At 64.8% G+C, this 16,673-nt stretch carries 15 protein-coding genes; 3 read left to right on the top strand and 12 right to left on the bottom strand.

Annotated features, from left to right (window positions below; all coding sequences use genetic code 11):
• Nucleotides 1–53: 53 nt before the first annotated feature.
• Genes FAS41_RS19225 through FAS41_RS19205 form a run of 5 tightly spaced genes read right to left on the bottom strand, consistent with a single transcriptional unit; the run spans nucleotide 54 to nucleotide 3,381 of the window.
• Entirely contained in the window at nucleotides 54–815 is a 762-nt protein-coding gene (locus FAS41_RS19225) for an SGNH/GDSL hydrolase family protein (protein ID WP_171049517.1), read from the bottom strand.
• A complete protein-coding gene (gene purT, locus FAS41_RS19220) occupies nucleotides 812–1,993 on the bottom strand; it encodes a formate-dependent phosphoribosylglycinamide formyltransferase (protein ID WP_138525047.1) in 1,182 nt (393 codons plus the stop codon). The genes FAS41_RS19225 and purT overlap by 4 nt, the downstream gene beginning before the upstream one ends.
• A gap of 37 nt (nucleotides 1,994–2,030) precedes the next feature.
• A complete protein-coding gene (locus FAS41_RS19215) occupies nucleotides 2,031–2,219 on the bottom strand; it encodes a DUF1289 domain-containing protein (protein ID WP_138525045.1) in 189 nt (62 codons plus the stop codon).
• Nucleotides 2,216–2,743 (bottom strand): gamma carbonic anhydrase family protein, encoded by a 528-nt coding sequence (locus tag FAS41_RS19210; protein ID WP_138525043.1) that lies wholly within the window; start codon nucleotides 2,741–2,743, stop codon nucleotides 2,216–2,218. Before FAS41_RS19210 ends, FAS41_RS19215 begins: the two co-directional genes overlap by 4 nt.
• A 41-nt stretch (nucleotides 2,744–2,784) precedes the next feature.
• Nucleotides 2,785–3,381, bottom strand: a complete 597-nt coding sequence (locus FAS41_RS19205; RefSeq protein ID WP_017522246.1) for a CoA pyrophosphatase — start codon at nucleotides 3,379–3,381, stop codon at nucleotides 2,785–2,787.
• 135 nt (nucleotides 3,382–3,516) lie between these two features.
• On the opposite strand from FAS41_RS19205, the gene FAS41_RS19200 reads away from it, so the two are divergent.
• The gene (locus FAS41_RS19200; RefSeq protein WP_138525041.1) at nucleotides 3,517–4,068 is read left to right on the top strand and encodes an NUDIX hydrolase; all 552 of its coding nucleotides are present in this window, start codon (nucleotides 3,517–3,519) and stop codon (nucleotides 4,066–4,068) included.
• A gap of 53 nt (nucleotides 4,069–4,121) precedes the next feature.
• Nucleotides 4,122–4,622, top strand: coding sequence for a L,D-transpeptidase family protein (locus FAS41_RS19195; RefSeq protein WP_138525038.1), 501 nt, complete (start codon nucleotides 4,122–4,124; stop codon nucleotides 4,620–4,622).
• A 49-nt stretch (nucleotides 4,623–4,671) separates the two neighbouring features.
• Here the strand turns inward: FAS41_RS19195 and FAS41_RS19190 are convergent, their stop codons facing one another.
• From FAS41_RS19190 to purL, 3 genes are all read right to left on the bottom strand, one after another.
• Nucleotides 4,672–4,989, bottom strand: coding sequence for a YqfO family protein (locus FAS41_RS19190; RefSeq protein WP_017522254.1), 318 nt, complete (start codon nucleotides 4,987–4,989; stop codon nucleotides 4,672–4,674).
• A gap of 183 nt (nucleotides 4,990–5,172) precedes the next feature.
• Nucleotides 5,173–5,433 (bottom strand): CDGSH iron-sulfur domain-containing protein, encoded by a 261-nt coding sequence (locus FAS41_RS19185; protein WP_138525036.1) that lies wholly within the window; start codon nucleotides 5,431–5,433, stop codon nucleotides 5,173–5,175.
• A gap of 80 nt (nucleotides 5,434–5,513) precedes the next feature.
• On the bottom strand, nucleotides 5,514–9,410 hold the full coding sequence (gene purL, locus FAS41_RS19180; protein ID WP_138525033.1) for a phosphoribosylformylglycinamidine synthase: 3,897 nt from the start codon (nucleotides 9,408–9,410) through the stop codon (nucleotides 5,514–5,516).
• A 290-nt stretch (nucleotides 9,411–9,700) separates the two neighbouring features.
• Here purL and mltF point away from each other — a divergent pair, with 290 nt between their 5' ends.
• Nucleotides 9,701–11,179, top strand: coding sequence for a membrane-bound lytic murein transglycosylase MltF (gene mltF / locus FAS41_RS19175; RefSeq protein WP_138525031.1), 1,479 nt, complete (start codon nucleotides 9,701–9,703; stop codon nucleotides 11,177–11,179).
• Nucleotides 11,180–11,264: 85 nt separating this feature from the next.
• Here mltF and tadA read toward each other — a convergent pair whose 3' ends face one another.
• The 4 genes from tadA to guaB form a co-directional block, all read right to left on the bottom strand.
• Nucleotides 11,265–11,789 carry a tRNA adenosine(34) deaminase TadA gene (tadA, locus tag FAS41_RS19170; protein ID WP_138525029.1) on the bottom strand — a complete coding sequence of 175 codons (525 nt, stop codon included), beginning with the start codon at nucleotides 11,787–11,789 and terminating at the stop codon, nucleotides 11,265–11,267.
• Nucleotides 11,777–13,180, bottom strand: a complete 1,404-nt coding sequence (locus FAS41_RS19165) for a multicopper oxidase family protein (protein ID WP_138525027.1) — start codon at nucleotides 13,178–13,180, stop codon at nucleotides 11,777–11,779. Before FAS41_RS19165 ends, tadA begins: the two co-directional genes overlap by 13 nt.
• Nucleotides 13,181–13,415: 235 nt before the next feature.
• Complete coding sequence (guaA, locus tag FAS41_RS19160) at nucleotides 13,416–14,993, bottom strand: glutamine-hydrolyzing GMP synthase (protein ID WP_138525025.1); 1,578 nt, start codon at nucleotides 14,991–14,993, stop codon at nucleotides 13,416–13,418.
• Between the two features lie 81 nt (nucleotides 14,994–15,074).
• A complete protein-coding gene (gene guaB / locus FAS41_RS19155; RefSeq protein ID WP_138525023.1) occupies nucleotides 15,075–16,544 on the bottom strand; it encodes an IMP dehydrogenase in 1,470 nt (489 codons plus the stop codon).
• Nucleotides 16,545–16,673 lie beyond the last annotated feature (129 nt).

Below are 16,673 nucleotides of genomic sequence, written 5' to 3'. Positions count from 1 at the left end.
AGGACCGAGAGGGGCGCCTAGCCCTTGCTCGCGAACGCACTGCACCGTCTGTCTCAGTGTGCGGCAGGTTCGCGAGCAAGCTCGCTCCTACCATCGGGCTCAAGCCACTGCGCCAGGTGCTCGCCCCACACCTGATAGCCCAGCGCCGATGGGTGATAGCCGTCGATGGCGAGGAACTGCGGCTGCATCTCCAGGCTCACCCCGCAATAACCCGCTCCCTGCGCCAGCGCCAGAACACTGAGCTGGCGATCCAGCAGCGTCGCGCGCCAGCCCAGCAACTGGCGCAATAACCAGGGCAAGGCCGTGAAGTGTTGCAATGGCGGTACCGCCGTGCAAACCACCCGCGTACCACGGCGACGGAAATGCCCGATCAGTTGAGCGAGAGCCCCCAGCCAGCGCTGGCTGGAGCTGAAATGCGTGGTGTCGTTGACGCCGAAGACCAGCGCCACGAGGTGGTAATCCTGTCCGGCTACCCGCGGCAGCAGGCGTTCGCAGGCTTCGCCTGCGGTAATGCCATTCTCCCCCACCGCCCGCCAGGCGACGGGGCGCTGGAGACGACCAGAGAGCGCCGAAGCCAGCCGACCGGCCAACGCGAAGTCCAGGCAGGACGCGCCAACACCGGCAACGGTGGATTCACCCAGCAGTAACAACCGAAAGGGTTCGCCGGCAAGCTCGCCCCCTGCGATGCCTTCGCACACGCCCGCAGCGGGCGCCAGGCGCAAGGCCGTGCGCCGGGTGCGCACGGCCATGGGCAGGGCCAGCGGCAGCAGCGGCAACGCCGCCGCCCACCACATCAGCCCCGCCCAGCGGCTCACAGCTCGACTTTGACCGCCTGGGCCGAACGGGTGGCCTTGGCACGGGCGGCGTCGATCGACTCGTCGCGCGCGAGGGCGACGCCCATGCGGCGCTGGCCGTCCACTTCCGGCTTGCCGAACAGGCGCAGCGCGGTGTCCGGCTCGCTCAGGGCGGCACCGAGGTTGCCGAAGGAAACCTGCTGCGACTTGCCTTCCACCAGGATCACCGCCGAAGCGGAATCGCCCAGCTGGCGAATCACCGGGATCGGCAGGCCGAGGATGGCGCGGGCGTGCAGGGCGAATTCGGAGAGGTCCTGGGAAATCAGGGTGACCAGGCCGGTGTCGTGCGGGCGCGGCGACACTTCGCTGAACCACACTTCGTCGCCCTTCACGAACAGCTCCACGCCGAACAGGCCGCGGCCGCCCAGCGCTTCGGTGACCGCCTTGGCCACGCGTTCGGATTCCGCCAGCGCCTTCGGGCTCATCGCCTGGGGCTGCCAGGACTCGTGATAGTCGCCTTTCACCTGGCGGTGGCCGATGGGTGCACAGAAGGTGGTGCCGCCAATGTGGCGCACGGTCAGCAGAGTGATCTCGTAGTCGAAATCGATGAAGCCTTCGACGATGACCCGGCCCTTGCCGGCACGACCACCTTCCTGGGCATAGTCCCAGGCGGTCTTCAGATCGGCGTCGGACTTGAGCACGCTCTGGCCCTTGCCCGAGGAACTCATGATCGGCTTCACCACGCACGGATAGCCCACGGCGGCGACGCCAGCGGCATAGTCCTCGTAGGTGTCGGCGAAGTGATAGGGCGAGGTCGGCAGGCCCAGCTCTTCGGCGGCCAGGCGGCGGATGCCCTCGCGGTTCATGGTCAGCTGAGCGGCACGGGCTGTGGGGATGACGGTGTAGCCTTCGTTCTCCAGTTCGACCAGGGTCGCGGTGGCGATGGCCTCGATCTCCGGCACGATGTAGTGCGGCTTCTCCTGCTCGATCACCGCGCGCAGGGCGACACCGTCGAGCATGCTGATCACGTGGCTGCGGTGCGCGACCTGCATGGCCGGTGCGTTCGCATAGCGGTCGACGGCGATGACTTCACAACCCAGGCGCTGCAGTTCGATCGCCACTTCCTTGCCCAGCTCGCCGGAGCCACAGAGCAGTACACGGGTCGCGCTCGGCGACAGGGGAGTTCCAATACGGGGCATTGCGGGAAACCTCGGGAAAAGAAAAATCGATGGCGCGCTAGATCAGCACACCCTGTTCGCGGGCACGCTCTTCGCAACGGGCGAGCACGTCACGGCGCTCGGCGTTGTCCATGAGGCCCCAACGGGTGATTTCGGCAGCGCTGCGCTGGCAACCCAGGCAGATGTCGGCATCGTCCAGCGTGCAGACGTACACGCAGGGCGAGGCCACGGGGCGTTCCTGACTCATTCTTCTTCCTGCTCGGCCAGGTCGCGGGCATAACGCTGGGCGTTATGCACATAGTGGGCGGCGCTGGCTTCGAGCATCTTCTTCTGCGGCTCGGTCAGCTCGCGCACTACCTTGCCGGGGGAGCCCATGACCAGGGAACCGTCGGGGATTTCCTTACCTTCGGGGATCAGCGCGTTGGCGCCGATGATGCAGTACTTGCCGATCTTCGCGCCGTTGAGGATGACCGCATTGATGCCGACGAGGCTGTAGTCGCCCACCTGGCAGCCATGCAGCATGGCGTTATGGCCGATGGTGACGCCCTTGCCCAGGGTCAGCGGGAAGCCCATGTCGGTATGCATGACGGTGCCGTCCTGCACGTTGCTGTGCTCGCCGATGTGGATCAGCTCGTTGTCGCCGCGCAGCACGGCGTTGAACCACACGCTGGCGCCGGCGTCGAGGCGCACCTTGCCGACCACCGTGGCGTTGGGGGCGATCCAGCTTTCCGGATGGGTTTCGACTCGGGACGAGCCCAGGCGGTACTTCATGGGTTTCTCCTCAGGCGGGGGCCGCTCTTTATTATCGGGTCTCAGCTCAGCTTGATGAACTTCGACGGCGGCTGGTGCAGGTCGATGCGGGCGTCGTATAGCAGGTTCAGCAACTCGACCAGCATGATCGCGGACAGGCCCCAGATCTTGTAGCCCTCGAACAGGTAGCTCGGGACGTACCAGCTGCGGCCGAAATAATCGATGCGGTGGGTGGTTTCCCGCGGGTCGCCGCGGAAGAACTCCAGCGGTACCTTGAACACGGCGTCGATCTCGCCGTCGTTGGGGCGGTATTCCACGAAATCGGGGACAAAGCCGACGAATGGCTTGACCAGGATACCGTGCCGCGAGACCAGGGTGCTCAGCGGCCCGACGACCTCCACCAGCCCCGGTGGCAGGGCGATCTCCTCCTGGGCCTCGCGCAGGGCGGTATGGATCAGGTCCACATCCTCCGGGTCGCGGCGCCCACCGGGGAAGGCGACTTCGCCGCTATGGGTCGAAAGCCCGGTCGCGCGCAGGGTGAGCACGAGCTCTTCCTGGGGAGTGATGGGGAGCAGGACCGCCGCTTCCGGGAAGCTGTGGTCCGTTTCAAGGTCGCTTGGCGTGTGCGTCTGTATGCGTTGGCGCAGCTGGTCCAGCATGCCGAACATCCTGCGGGGGCCGATTCTTCTAATTGAAGGATCATGGCATGAAAGACGCCCCTGCCCAACCCCCGCCCCTTGCTGGGCGCACTGTGCAACGCGCAAGATTGCGCCATTCAATAACAAGGAAGCGGCATGAAATTCTGCAGCCAGTGCGGCGCCAGCGTGAGCCTGCGCATCCCCAGCGGCGACAACCGCCCGCGCTTCGTCTGCGACCAGTGCCAGACCGTGCATTACCAGAACCCGCGCATCGTCGCCGGCTGCCTGCCGGTCTGGGAGGGGCGCATTCTTCTTTGCCGCCGCGCCATTCAGCCGCGCCAGGGGTTCTGGACCCTGCCAGCGGGGTTCATGGAAAACGGCGAAACCCTGGAGCAGGCAGCGGCCCGCGAGACCCTCGAAGAGGCCAATGCCCGTGTCCAGGGCCTGCAGCTTTATACGGTCTTTGATCTACCGCATATCAGCCAGGTTTATATCTTCTTCCGCGCCCAACTGGCCGATCTGGACTTTTCAGCCGGAGAGGAAAGCCTGGAAGTACAACTCTTCGAAGAATCCGACATTCCGTGGGGCGAGCTGGCTTTCCCCACCGTGGGCCGTACCTTAGAATATTTCCTGTCGGATCGGATCGTTCAGAACTTCCCGATACGAAACGAAGGGATTCTCCCAATGCTTGCACAGAAAAAGAACTAATAAGCTCATATACCGCCTCTAAGGCTTTAGGAACTACCGGGGAACACCACTCGATGCGCTGGTTGATTGCCGTACTTTGTCTGACCTTCGCAGCGTTCTCGCATGCCAACGCGATGCCCACGCTCGACGGTCGTATCGACAAGATTCTCGTGCTCAAGTCCGAGCGCAAGCTGAGCCTCATGAGCAACGGCAAGGTTCTCAAGAGCTACCGAGTGTCCCTGGGTAAACGCCCGCAGGGCCCGAAGCTGGCCGAGGGCGACAACCGCACGCCGGAAGGCTTCTACTGGGTCGACTGGCGCAAGACCAGCGACAAGTACAATCTTTCCATTCACATCTCCTACCCCAACGCCCGCGATGTCGCCAAGGCGCGGGAAAAGAGCCTGTCGCCCGGCGGCATGATCATGATCCACGGCACGCCGATGGATGACGAGTACCCCGAGTGGTACTTCTCGACCCTGGATTGGACGAATGGCTGCATCGCCATGACCAACGCCGACATGCGCGAGGTCTGGAGCCTGGTCAAGGACGGCACGCTGATCGAAATCCGCCCCTGAGCGAGCGGAAAGAAAAAAGGCGCCTCGGGGGCGCCTTTTTCACATCTGCTCAGAACACCATGTCCGACAGCCGCCAGACCTCGAAGGCCGGCGTCTCGTAGGGGTGGGCCTGCTTGAGGGCCTTGACCGAGTCATGGATCAACTCGTCGGCCACCACCATCTCCACCTTCCACTCGGCGACCTGCTCGACACTGCCGGCCTGGCCGATGAACGGATTGCTGCCCTGCAGAGGGCGGAACTGTCCCTGTCCGAGCGCCTGCCAGCAGCAACTGTCATAGGCACCGATGCGTCCTGCACCGGCGGCGAACACCGCTTTCTTGACCGGTTCCAGATGGCTTTCCGGAACGTAGAAACACAGTTTGTACATCGGAGACTCCGATCGAAACAGGGACACAGCCGTGACAAAGAGCGCCACGGGTGACAAATGCTGCCACAAATAGTGGCACTTTGCCTCTTGTGACTTGCAGGTCGTCGTGGAAGTTCGACCGTCCGGTTCCGGGCTTGTTCGCTTGTGAGGCACTTTGTACAAAATCTGTGACGTACTTCGAGCTCAGCGGCCGGTGAAGCGTCGCCAGCGCTCTTTCAGGCCTGGCACCGCAGGTGCGTGGGAGCCGTCGCAGAACGGCAGCCTCGCCGACAGCCCGCAGCGGCAGAGCAACAGATGTCGCTCGCGCCCAACGCTCAGTTCCAACGGGGCGGTACAGGCCGCCCCAGCATCCGGCAGGCTGGCGCACTGCCCGCAGCAGCACAGGCGCAGGACCTGCCCCGCCTCCACCGCCCGGACTTCCGGAAGCGGCTCCTCGTCAGCCAAGACTCACTCCTCCAGCGGCTGCACAAAGAAAAAGGGGAAAGCCGAAGCTTTCCCCTTTCCCGTATCGCATCAGACCGGACTCAGCCGACCCAGACGCGGGCGTTGCGGAACATGCGCATCCAGCCGCCGTCCTCTTCCCACTCGTCCGGACGCCAGGAGTTCTGCACGGCACGGAACACGCGCTCCGGGTGCGGCATCATGATGGTCACGCGGCCGTCACGGCTGGTCAGGCCAGTGATGCCGCGCGGCGAACCGTTCGGGTTGGCCGGGTAGCTCTCGGTGACCTTGCCCAGGTTGTCGACGAAACGCAGGGCCACGGTGCCGGACAGATCAGCTTCCAGCAGAGCCTCCTCGCTCTCGAACTCCGCATGGCCTTCGCCGTGGGCGATGGCGATTGGCAGGCGCGAGCCGGCCATGCCCTGCAGGAAGATCGACTGCGACTCCTGCACCTGGACCATCGCCACGCGCGCTTCGAACTGCTCGGAGCGGTTGCGCACGAAGTGCGGCCAGAATTCGGTGCCGGGGATCAGCTCGTGCAGGTTGGACATCATCTGGCAACCGTTGCACACGCCGAGGGCAAAGCTGTCCTTGCGCTCAAAGAAGGCCTGGAAACCGTCGCGGGCACGGGCGTTGAACAGGATCGACTTGGCCCAGCCTTCGCCGGCGCCCAGCACGTCACCGTAGGAGAAGCCGCCGCAGGCCACGAGGCCCTTGAACTGCTCCAGGCTGATGCGGCCGGAGAGGATATCGCTCATATGCACGTCGACGGCGGCGAAGCCGGCGCGGTCGAAGGCCGCAGCCATTTCCACCTGACCGTTCACACCCTGCTCGCGCAGGATGGCGATCTGCGGGCGCACGCCCTTCTTGATGTAGGGCGCGGCGATGTTGTCGTTGACGTCGAAGCTCAGTTTCACCGACAGGCCGGGGTTGTCTTCTTCCAGCAGGCCGTCGAATTCCTGGTCCGCGCAGTCGGCATTATCGCGCATGCGCTGGATGCGGTAGCTGGTCTCGCTCCAGATGCGCTGCAGGTTGCGGCGCTGAGCACTGAAGACACGCTCGCCATTGAAGGCCAGGTCGATCTCGGCGCCGTTGACCGGCTGGCCGATGACCGCAACGCAGTCTTCCAGGCCGGCGGCGCTGAACTGCGCCAGCACTTCCGGGGTAGCAGCGGAGCGAACCTGAATCACAGCGCCAAGCTCTTCGTTGAACAGGGCAGCAGTTAGCTCGTCACGGCTGTCGGCCAGCGCGTCGAGATTCAGGTCCAGACCGCAATGACCGGCGAAGGCCATTTCCACCACGGTGGCCATCAGGCCGCCGTCGGAACGGTCGTGGTAGGCCAGCAGGTGGCCGTCGGCGTTCAGGCCCTGGATCACGGCGAAGAAGGCTTTCAGGTCTTCGGCATCGTCAACGTCCGGAGCGGCGCGGCCGATCTGGCCGTTGACCTGGGCGAGGATGGAGCCGCCCATGCGGTTCTTGCCACGGCCGAGGTCGATGACGATCAGGTCGGTCTCGCCCTTGTCCAGGCGCAGCTGCGGCGTCAGGGTCTTGCGCACGTCATTGACCGGAGCGAAGCCGGAGATGATCAGCGACATCGGCGAGGTAACGCTCTTCTCGGCGTCGCCATCCTGCCAGCGGGTCTTCATGGACATGGAGTCCTTGCCCACCGGAATGGTGATGCCCAGCGCCGGACACAGCTCCATGCCGACAGCCTTGACGGTGTCGTACAGGCGCGCGTCCTCGCCCGGGTGGCCGGCAGCAGCCATCCAGTTGGCGGAGAGCTTGATCTCGGAGATCTTGTCGATGCTCGCGGCGGCCAGGTTGGTGATGGTCTCGCCGATCGCCATGCGGCCGGAAGCCGGGGCGTCGATCACGGCCAGCGGGGTACGCTCACCCATGGCCATGGCTTCACCGGTGTAGACGTCGAAGCTGGTGGCGGTGACGGCGCAATCGGCCACCGGAACCTGCCACGGGCCGACCAGCTGGTCGCGAGCAACCAGGCCGGTGATGGTGCGGTCACCGATGGTGATCAGGAAGTTCTTGCTGGCCACGGCCGGGTGACGCAGCACGCGCTCGGTGGACTCGGCAAGGTCCAGGCCGGCGGCGGCGAAGTCATCGCCCAGCTCGGCCTCGCGGGTGACCGAACGGTGCATGCGCGGCGGCTTGCCGAGCAGTACCTCGAGCGGCATGTCCACCGGCTTGTTGCCGAAGTGACTGTCGGCGACGGTCAGCTGCTTCTCTTCGGTGGCCTCGCCGACCACGGCGAACGGGCAGCGCTCGCGCTCGCAGATGGCCTTGAAGGTCTCGAAGTCGGCGGCGTCGACCGACATCACGTAGCGTTCCTGCGACTCGTTGCACCAGATTTCCAGCGGGCTCATGCCCGGCTCGTCGTTGGGTACGTTGCGCAGTTCGAAGCGGCCGCCACGGCCGCCGTCGTTGATCAGTTCCGGCAGGGCGTTGGAGATGCCGCCCGCACCCACGTCGTGGATGAACTTGATCGGGTTGTTCTCGCCCATCTGCCAGCAGCGGTCGATGACCTCCTGGCAACGGCGTTCCATTTCCGGGTTCTCGCGCTGCACCGAGGCGAAGTCCAGGTCAGCGGCGGAAGCGCCGGTGGCCATGGAGGAAGCGGCGCCGCCGCCCAGGCCGATCAGCATGGCCGGGCCGCCGAGCACGATCAGCTTGGCGCCGACCGAGATCTCGCCCTTCTGCACGTGGTCTTCGCGGATATTGCCCATGCCACCGGCAATCATGATCGGCTTGTGGTAGCCACGAACTTCCTCACCGCGCGGGGTGGCGATGGCCTGCTCGAAGGTACGGAAGTAGCCGGCCAGGTTCGGACGGCCGAATTCGTTGTTGAACGCGGCGCCGCCCAGCGGGCCTTCGATCATGATGTCCAGCGGGGTAACGATGCGCTCGGGCTTGCCGTAGGGCACTTCCCAGGGCTGCTCGAAACCGGGGATGTTCAGGTTGGAGACGGTGAAGCCAACCAGGCCGGCTTTGGGCTTGGCGCCACGACCGGTTGCGCCTTCGTCGCGGATCTCGCCACCGGAGCCAGTGGAGGCGCCGGGGAAGGGGGCGATAGCGGTCGGGTGGTTGTGGGTCTCCACCTTCATCAGGATGTGCACCGGCTCTTCGCTGGCGCCGTACTGGCGAGTCTCGGCGTTCGGGTAGAAGCGACCGGCGACGTAGCCCTTCATGACCGCGGCGTTGTCCTTGTAAGCGGACAGCACGCCTTCACGGTGCATTTCATACGTGTTCTTGATCATGCCGAACAGGCTCTTGTCCTGAGCCTGGCCGTCGATGTCCCAACTGGCGTTGAAAATCTTGTGGCGGCAGTGTTCGGAGTTGGCCTGGGCGAACATCATCAGCTCGACGTCGTGCGGGTTGCGCCCCATCTCGACGAAGCTTTTCACCAGGTAGTCGATCTCGTCTTCGGCCAGGGCCAGGCCCAGTTCGAGGTTGGCCTTCTCCAGCGCGGCGCGACCGCCGGCAAGGATGTCGACCACGGTCAGCGGCTTGGGCTGGGCGTGGCTGAACAGGGCCGAAGCTTCCTCGAGCTGGTTCAGGACCAGCTGGGTCATGCGGTCGTGCAGACGGGCGGCGACGGCTTGCACGTCGGCCTCGCTCAGCTCGCCGGTGACGTAGTAGGCGATGCCGCGCTCGAGACGCTCGATCTTTGCCAGGCCGCAGTTGCGGGCGATGTCAGAAGCCTTGCTCGACCAGGGCGAGATGGTGCCGAAGCGCGGCAGAACCAGGAACAGGCGGCCGGCGGGCTCCTGCACGGGAACGCTCGGACCGTATTTCAGCAGGCGCGCCAGGACTTGTTCTTCCTCGGCGTTGAGGGCTCCGGTGACCTCGGCGAAGTGCGCAAACTCGGCATACAGCCCAGTGACGGCGGGTACATGCTGGGTCAGCAGGTCGAGCAGTTTGCCGTGGCGGAAAGCGGAAAGGGCGGGAGCACCGCGCAGGATCAGCATTGTCGGAACAGCCTCTGGAGACGGGGAAGTGTGTGGGGCCGGACGGGCCGGCCCACAGAGGCCGTGCATTCTACCGTAAAGCGCTGCGCGGCGGCAGCTTTCAAGCACCTTCCTTACCGTCCCTCCGGCGGAAACTGCCTTTCATCTTCGAAGGCCTTCGAGCGTCCTAGGAAAAAGCCCCGCCCAACGGCCTTCAGCAGGGAAAATGCCGACGAACGGCACCCCAACTAGCAGAGAAGCTTCTGGCTGTCGAGATATGGCGCACAACGGCCTTTGCGTATACTGCCCCGATGCTTGCCCTGACTGTGTCCCGCGTGCGCTGCACCGCCTGGATCTTGGCGACCTGTATCTTTCTGCTGCTTTCCGGCTGTAGCGAGGCGAAAGCCCCGACGGCCCTTGAGCGCGTGCAGAAGGACGGCGTGCTGCGCGTGATTACCCGCAACAGTCCGGCCACCTACTTCCAGGACCGTAACGGCGATACCGGCTTCGAGTACGAGCTGGCCAAGCGCTTCGCCGACAGCCTGGGCGTGCAGCTGCAGATTGAGACCGCCGACAACATCGACGACCTCTACGACCGCATCGGCCGCGACGGCGGACCGAACCTGGCGGCCGCCGGCCTGACTCCGGGCGGTGAACGCGATTCCCAGGTGCGCTACTCGCACTCCTACCTCGACGTCACCCCGCAGGTCGTTTACCGCAACGGCGCACAGCGCCCTACCCGCCCCGAAGACCTGGTGGGCAAGCGCATCGTCGTATTGAAAGGCAGCAGCCACGCCTCTCAACTGGCCGAACTGAAGAAGCAGTATCCCAAGCTGGAATACCGCGAGTCCGACGCGGACGAGATGGTCGACCTGCTGCGCATGGTGGACGTCGGCGAGATCGACCTGACACTGGTGGACTCCAACGAGCTTGCGATGAACCAGGTCTACTTCCCCAACGTGCGCGTCGCCTTCGACCTCGGCGATGCCAAGGGCCTGGCCTGGGCGCTGCCGGCCGGCGACGACAACAGCCTGATCGACAAGGTCAACGCCTTCCTCGACAAGGCCAAGCAGGACGGCCTGCTGCAGCGCCTGAAAGACCGCTACTACGGCCACGTGGACGTACTGGGTTACGTCGGCGCGTACACCTTCGCCCAGCACCTGCAACAGCGCCTGCCCAAGTACGAACCGCACTTCCGCCAGAGCGGCACCAAGCTCGAAGCCGACTGGCGTCTGCTGGCCGCCATTGGCTACCAGGAATCCATGTGGCAGCCCGACGCAACGTCCAAGACCGGCGTGCGCGGCCTGATGATGCTGACCAACCGTACCGCCCAGGCCATGGGCGTGGCCAATCGCCTGGACCCGAAGCAGAGCATCCAGGGCGGCAGCAAGTACTTCACCCAGATCAAGGACGAGTTGCCCGACAGCATCAAGGACCCGGACCGCACCTGGTTCGCCCTGGCGGCCTACAACATCGGCGGCGCCCACCTGGACGACGCGCGCAAGATGGCCGAGCAGCAAGGCCTGAATCCGAACAAGTGGCTCGACGTCAAGAAGATGCTGCCGCGCCTGGCGCAGAAGCAGTACTACCGCAAGACCCGCTACGGCTACGCGCGTGGCGGCGAAACCGTGCACTTCGTGCAGAACGTGCGCCGCTACTACGACATCCTGACCTGGGTGACCCAGCCGCAGATGGAAGGCGGCCAGCTTGCCGAAAGCGGCCTGCACCTGCCGGGCGTGAACAAGACCAAACCCAGCGATGACGACGATGGGCGTGATCAGAAGCTCTGAGGCTTTTCTGCCGCTCTCTACGTGAACGGTGCCGCGATAGTCCACCCACCACACAGAGCGGGAAGGTTCGCGAGCAAGCTCGCTTCTACGGGGAGCCCTTGCGCCGCGCCTTGAAGAAGGCCGAGAGCATCGCACTGCACTCCTCCCCCAGCACCCCGCCTTCCACCAGCACCCGGTGGTTGAGGAAGTCCTGCTCGAAGAAGTTGCCGCGACTGACCACTACGCCCGACTTCGGCTCGGTGGCGCCGAATACCACGCGCTGGATGCGCGAGTGCACCAGCAGGCCAGCACACATGCTGCAGGGTTCGAGCGTCACATAGAGGGTGCTGCCGGGCAGGCGGTAGTTCTGCACGGCGGCAGCGGCTTCACGAATGGCGACCATTTCGGCATGGGCGCTGGGATCGTGGGAAGTGATCGGCCGGTTGAAGCCGCGGCCGATGATCTGCCCATCCAGCACCAGCACGGCGCCCACGGGCACTTCGCCCAGGGCTGCGCCCTGCTCGGCCAGCACCATGGCTTCACGCATGAAAGGGATATCCCGGCTGCGGTCGATGACCGGCGCCAACCCTTTTACCGTCGGATGCCCCTTGCTGTTGGTCAGCCGCACCATGCCTCGCCCACCGCGATGGTCCCCATCAGCCCGGTCTCCATGTGATCGATCACGTGGCAGTGGAACATCCACAGGCCGGGGTTATCCGCCACCAGTGCCACGCGTGCCGTCTCATTCTTGCCCAGCAGGTAGGTATCGGTGAAATACGGAATGATCTCCCGACGATCGGAGTCCAGCACCTTGAAGGCCATGCCGTGCAGGTGGATCGGGTGTTGGTACTGGGTCATGTTGCGCAGCACGAAGATGTAGCTGTTGCCTTCCTTGAGCTTCGCCAGCGGCGGTGAGTTGTGCTTGTGCTCCTCGCCGCCCTGCCAGGCCACGCCGTTGATCTGCCACAGTGACGGCGTCGACTGCCCCTTGGAGTAGTCAGTCATGGCGCCGACCCATTCGAACTTGAAGTTGATGGTCTCGGCGTTCTTCAGGTCCGGCTCGGCCACCGGGTTGCGCGGCAGCGGCGCCGGCCACTGGGCGGTGGGCGCCTTGGAGTTGGCCACGCCACGAATAGTCGCCAGGCGCACCGGGCCATTGCGCAAAGATAGCTCTGTGCCTTCCGCCGGGCCACGGATGCCCAGCTCCAGGCGCATGCCGGGGCCGATCCAGTACTGGTCGTTGGGGCCCTTGCCGAAGTCGCGCGGCTCCACCGGATGGCCGTCGATGGCGTAGATCTTCGCCTCGGCACCTGGCAGGTTGAGGCGGTAGGTCACGGTGTTGTCGACGTTGAGGATACGCACCCGGACAATCTCGCCGGCCGGCAATTCGATCACCGGCGTGCGTTCGCCGTTGATGGTCGACAGGCGTCCGCGAGTGCCTTCGCGTGCCGCCTCGCGCGGTACGCTGAAGGGCGTGAAATTCCCCTCTTCGTCCACGTGCCAGGTCTTCAGGTTGAGGACCTTCTCGCTGCTGAACTCGCTCGGCTCACGCTCGTCGATGATCAGCGGCCCGACCAGGCCGCGGCCCAACTGCTCGCTGCTCATCAGGTGCGGGTGGTACCAGTAGCTGCCGGCGTCCGGCGTCTTGAACTGGTAGACGAAACTCTCACCCGGCTGCACTGGCGGCTGCGAGATGTAGGGCACGCCGTCCATCTCGATGGGCAGACGGATGCCGTGCCAGTGGATGGTGGTCGGCTCGTCCAGCTTGTTGGTGAAGCGCACCCGCAGCCAGTCGCCCTGGCGCGCGCGGATTTCCACGCCGGGAGCCTGGCCGCCATAGCCCAGGCCGGGAGTCTTGTGGCCGGGTACCAGCTCCAGGTCCAGCGGTGCGGCAATCAATTCGTAATCATGCTCGGCGGCGACTTCCGGGCGCGCCAGCCAGATGCGCGCGCCGCCGGCGCCCAGGCCGACAACGGCCAGGCCAGCAAGGCCACCGAGTACTTGTCTACGGGTAAACGACATGGGTCCAGACTCCTCAAACAAGGGACTTGCGACCCCATCGGCTTTCACGGAGGTTGGCGCGTTCGCGCCCGGCGCCAGGCTCTTGCGGCCGGCTGCACTGCAATCAGGAGAACTTTGCATGAAGGCGCGAACGCCTCTCATGCGCCAGGTCAAGGACGGGTATCTCCGCCCTCGCCTGCAAGGAACGCGGCGAGCTTGCCGCGCCCCTCGTTAAGGAAACGTTAAACGTCTCCGATCATTCCCACTCGATGGTGGCCGGCGGCTTGCTCGACACGTCGTAGGTGACGCGGGAGATGCCTTCGATCTCGTTGATGATGCGGTTCGAGACCTTCTCCAGCAGCTCGTACGGCAGGTGCGCCCAGCGAGCGGTCATGAAGTCGATGGTTTCCACGGCACGCAGGGCCACGACCCAGGCGTAGCGACGGCCATCACCGACCACGCCGACGGATTTCACCGGCTGGAACACCACGAAGGCCTGGCTGGTCTTGTGGTACCAGTCGAAGTTGCGCAGCTCTTCGATGAAGATGTGGTCCGCGCGACGCAGCAGGTCGGCGTACTCCTTCTTCACTTCGCCGAGGATGCGTACGCCCAGGCCCGGGCCCGGGAACGGGTGGCGGTAGACCATGTCGTAGGGCAGGCCCAGCTCCAGGCCGATCTTGCGGACTTCGTCCTTGAACAGCTCGCGCAGCGGCTCGACCAGTTCGAACTGCATGTCCTCGGGCAGGCCACCGACGTTGTGGTGCGACTTGATCACGTGGGCCTTGCCGGTCTTGGCGCCGGCCGACTCGATCACGTCAGGGTAGATGGTGCCCTGGGCAAGGAACTTCACGTCCTTCAGCTTGGTGGCTTCCTCGTCGAAGACTTCGATGAAGCTGCCGCCGATGATCTTGCGCTTCTGCTCCGGGTCGCTGACGCCGGCCAGACGGCTGAGGAATTTCTCTTCGGCGTTGGCGCGGATGACCTTGACGCCCATATTCTCGGCGAACATGGCCATCACCTGGTCACCCTCGTGCAGGCGCAGCAGGCCGTTGTCGACGAAGACGCAGGTCAGCTGGTCGCCGATGGCCTTGTGCAGCAGGGCCGCGACCACCGAGGAATCCACACCGCCGGACAGTCCCAGCAGCACCTTGGAGTTGCCGACCTGGGCACGCACGGTGGCAATGGCGTCGTTGACGATGTTGGACGGGGTCCAGAGGGCTTCGCAGCCGCAGATGTCCAGCACGAAACGGGAGAGGATGCGACCGCCCTGCTTGGTGTGGGTCACTTCCGGGTGGAACTGCACGCCGTAGTAGCCACGGGCATCATCGGCCATGGCGGCGATCGGGCAGCTCGGGGTGCTGGCAAGGATGTGGAAGCCGGCCGGGATTTCGGTGACCTTGTCGCCGTGGCTCATCCACACGTCGAGACCGAATACGCCGTCTTCGCTGACGCAATCTTCGATGCCGTCCAGCAGGCGGGCCTTGCCGACCACGTCGACGCGGGCATAGCCGAACTCGCGCAGGTCAGAGCCCAGTACCTTGCCGCCCATCTGCTCGGCCATGGTCTGCATGCCGTAGCAGATGCCGAACAGCGGCACCTTCAGGTCGAACACGGCCTTGGGCGCGCGCGGGCTGTTGGCTTCGTGCACCGACTCCGGGCCACCGGCCAGGATGATGCCGCGCGGGGCGAAGGCACGAACCTCGTCGTCGCTCATGTCGAACGGATGGATTTCGCAGTACACGCCGATCTCGCGGACGCGGCGGGCGATCAGCTGGGTGTACTGGGAGCCGAAGTCGAGGATCAGGATCCGGTGAGCGTGAATGTCTTGGGCCATGGCCATCTCTCGTAGCGAAATTCTTAAACGACACGGGGCTGTATCAACCAGCCCCGTGTCCGACTCATTAACCGAAACCCCTTAACCTACGCGGTAGTTCGGGGCTTCCTTGGTGATCTGCACATCGTGGACGTGGGACTCGGCCATGCCGGCGCCGGTGATGCGCACGAACTGCGGCTTGGTGCGCATGTCCTGGATGTCGGCGCTGCCGGTGTAGCCCATGGCGGCGCGCAGACCACCCATCAGCTGGTGGACGATGGCGGTCAGTTGGCCCTTGTACGGCACACGGCCTTCGATGCCTTCGGGCACCAGCTTCTCAGCGCCGGCAGAGGCGTCCTGGAAGTAGCGGTCGGAGGAACCGGTGGAGCCGGCCATGGCGCCCAGGGAACCCATGCCACGGTAGGACTTGTAGGAACGGCCCTGGAACAGTTCGATCTCGCCCGGAGCTTCTTCGGTACCGGCGAACATCGAACCCATCATCACGCAGTAGGCGCCAGCCACCATGGCCTTGGCCAGGTCGCCGGAGAAGCGGATGCCACCGTCAGCGATCAGCGGAACACCGGTGCCTTCCAGGGCTGCGGCGACGTTGGCGATGGCGGAGATCTGCGGCACACCGACGCCAGCGACGATACGGGTGGTGCAGATGGAGCCCGGGCCGATGCCGACCTTCACGGCGTCGGCGCCGGCGTCAGCCAGTGCCTTGGCCGCTTCTCCGGTAGCGATGTTGCCGCCGATGACCTGTACCTGCGGGAAGGTTTCCTTCACCCAGCGCACGCGGTCGATCACACCTTTGGAGTGGCCGTGGGCGGTATCGACGACAACGACGTCAACACCAGCGGCGACCAGGGCGGAAACACGCTCGCCGGTATCGGCGCCAGTGCCAACGGCTGCGCCGACGCGCAGGCGGCCTTCGTCGTCCTTGGAGGCCAGCGGGTAGGTCTTGGCCTTCTCGATGTCACGGAAGGTGACCAGACCGGTCAGGCGGAACTTCTCGTCCACCACCAGCATCTTCTCGATGCGGTTCTCGTAGAGGGCGGCCTTGATCTCTTCCAGGGCGGTGCCTTCGCGGGCGGTGACCAGCTTGTCCTTCGGAGTCATGATCGCGGAAACGCTGTCGCCGACGTTCGGCTTCACGCGCAGGTCGCGGCCGGTGACGATGCCGACCAGCTCACCCTCTTCCACCACCGGGAAGCCGGAGAAGCCGTATTCGCGGGCGATTTGCAGCAGTTCGATGATCTTGGTCGACGGGGTCACGGTGACCGGATCGCGAACGATGGCGGTCTCGTGCTTCTTGACCTTGCGGACCTCGGCGGCCTGTTGCTCGATGCTCATGTTCTTGTGGATGATGCCGATGCCGCCTTCCTGTGCCATGGCGATGGCCAGGCGGGCTTCGGTCACGGTATCCATCGCGGCGGACACCAGCGGGATGTTCAGTTCGATGCCACGGGTCAGGCGAGTCTTGAGACTCACGTCCTTGGGCAGGACTTCCGAATAACCTGGGATCAGGAGGACGTCGTCGAAAGTGAGGGCTTCTTGGCTGATGCGCAGCATGGCGGGGGCTCCCGATCGGGAAAAATGGAAGCGCGGCATTATATCTCAGTCAGGGGGTCGGGCTCAACGCAACCGGACGATCTGATTGAAGCCTTTATGGGCCTCGTGCGCTGGCCCCGGTCCGCAGGC

Source organism: Pseudomonas nicosulfuronedens (assembly GCF_005877905.1).
GTDB classification, from domain to species: Bacteria; Pseudomonadota; Gammaproteobacteria; order Pseudomonadales; family Pseudomonadaceae; genus Pseudomonas; species Pseudomonas nicosulfuronedens.
This window is presented reverse-complemented; position numbering and strand designations above follow the sequence as displayed.